General features: G+C 57.8%; 1 protein-coding gene. It reads left to right on the plus strand.

Features of this window, described 5'->3' with window-relative positions; translation table 11 throughout:
• The coding region (locus tag VIR50_RS08250) for a TIM-barrel domain-containing protein (protein WP_331934663.1) at nucleotides 1–1,774 on the plus strand (1,774 nt) is incomplete at its 5' end.
• Nucleotides 1,775–1,890 lie beyond the last annotated feature (116 nt).

Below are 1,890 nucleotides of genomic sequence, written 5' to 3' on the forward strand. Positions count from 1 at the left end.
CACCTACAATATTCCGCTCGACGTGCTGGTCATCGACATGGATTGGCACTATACCGAGCCCGGAAAGGGCGGCTGGACGGGCTATACCTTCAACCGAAGGCTCTTTCCTCGCCCCGACAAATTCCTGAATTGGCTCAAAGGCGAGAACCTTCAAATCACCTTTAACCTCCATCCCGCCGACGGCATAAAGCACTTTGAGGAAAACTATCCCGCCATGGCACGCCACATGGGCATGGACCCCGCCACGAAGCAAGACATACCTTGGCAGGCCTCGAGCAAGCGATTCATGCAAGGATGGTTCGATACCCAACTGCGACCCCTCGAAAAGATGGGCGTAGACTTTTGGTGGCTCGACTGGCAACAGTGGAGTAACGACAAGCAATTTCCTAACCTCAGCAACACGTGGTGGCTCAACTACGCCACCTTCTCCGACATGGAACGCCATCGCGACACCCGTCCCATGCTCTACCACCGTTGGGGCGGGCTCGGCAACCACCGCTACCAGATAGGTTTCTCGGGCGACGCCATCATCAGCTGGAAGTCACTCGACTTCCAACCTTACTACAACAGCACGGCCTCCAACGTGCTCTATGGCTTCTGGAGCCACGACATCGGCGGCCACATGGGCGCCAACTCCATCGACCCCGAGATGTATGTGCGCTGGATGCAGTTCGGCGCCTTGAGCCCCATCCTGCGCTCCCACTCCACCAAGACAGCAGGTCTCAAGAAAGAACCATGGGTGTTCGACAACGAACATTTCGAGATACTGCGCGACATCGTGCTCCAACGCTACCGCATGGCGCCCTACATCTACACCATGGCCCGCAAGACCCACGACGACGGACTCTCCATTTGCCGCCCCATGTACTACGACTATCCCGAAGCCCCCGAGGCCTACAGCCATAAGAATGAGTACATGTTTGGCGACCAAATGCTCGTGCAGCCCATCACGTCGCCCATGACCGACGGACTGTCCGACCAACAAGTGTGGCTCCCCGCCGGCTCCGACTGGTACGAATCGGCCACGGGCACGCTCCTCCGCGGCGGCCAAACGCTCACCCGCAACTTCCGTCTTGACGAGTATCCGCTCTACATCAAGGCCGGAAGCATTATCCCCGAGTATGAGGGAGCCCAAAACCTGCGGTCCAACGACACGCCCCTCACCCTCGCCGTATATCCCGGTGACGAAGGCCGCTTCACCCTTTACGAGGACAACGGCAACGATAAACAGTACGAACATCGCAACGCCCGTACCGAACTTCGGTGCCAACGACAAGGCAACAACCTCACCGTCAGCGTCGGCGCACGCCAAGGCCAATACGAGGGCATGCCCTCCTCACGCGCCCTGAAAGTAAAGGTGATGGCCTCCGCCGTGCCCACCCGGGTAACGGTCAACGGCCGGCCGGCCCACTACCACTATGATGGCAGCCAACTGGCCCTCATCATCGACCTTGGAAAGGTCGACTGCGCGGAGGCCCACATGGTGGAAATAACCTATTCCGCCGACGCCGCCAACGTGGCCGATGGCCTATTGGGCCGCATGCGCCACATCACCCAAGCCATCGAATGGCTCAAATATCAGGACGCCGGCGTGGTGCTTGGCGAAGGCCTCGGCACGATGGGATCGCTCGGCGAAGCCCTCACCTACAGCCCCGAACGCTTCAATGAGCTTGTCAACAGTTTCAATGCCAACTTCCAACGGCTGCCCGAACTATTGAAAGAAAACAAAATTCGTGAGGCCACGGCCAAAGAGTTTATCCAAAGGATGAAGTAGACAGCGTTTCAACGGAGAAAGTCTAACATTCGACCTGCGCTCCGTCAACCCATCAGCTTGTCAACTTCTGCTTTCTGAAAGCAGCCCTTTACCCCTTTAAAAGCAGTGCTTTGAGC

It is taken from the genome of Prevotella sp., from assembly GCF_036570325.1.
Classification (GTDB): domain Bacteria; phylum Bacteroidota; class Bacteroidia; order Bacteroidales; family Bacteroidaceae; genus Prevotella.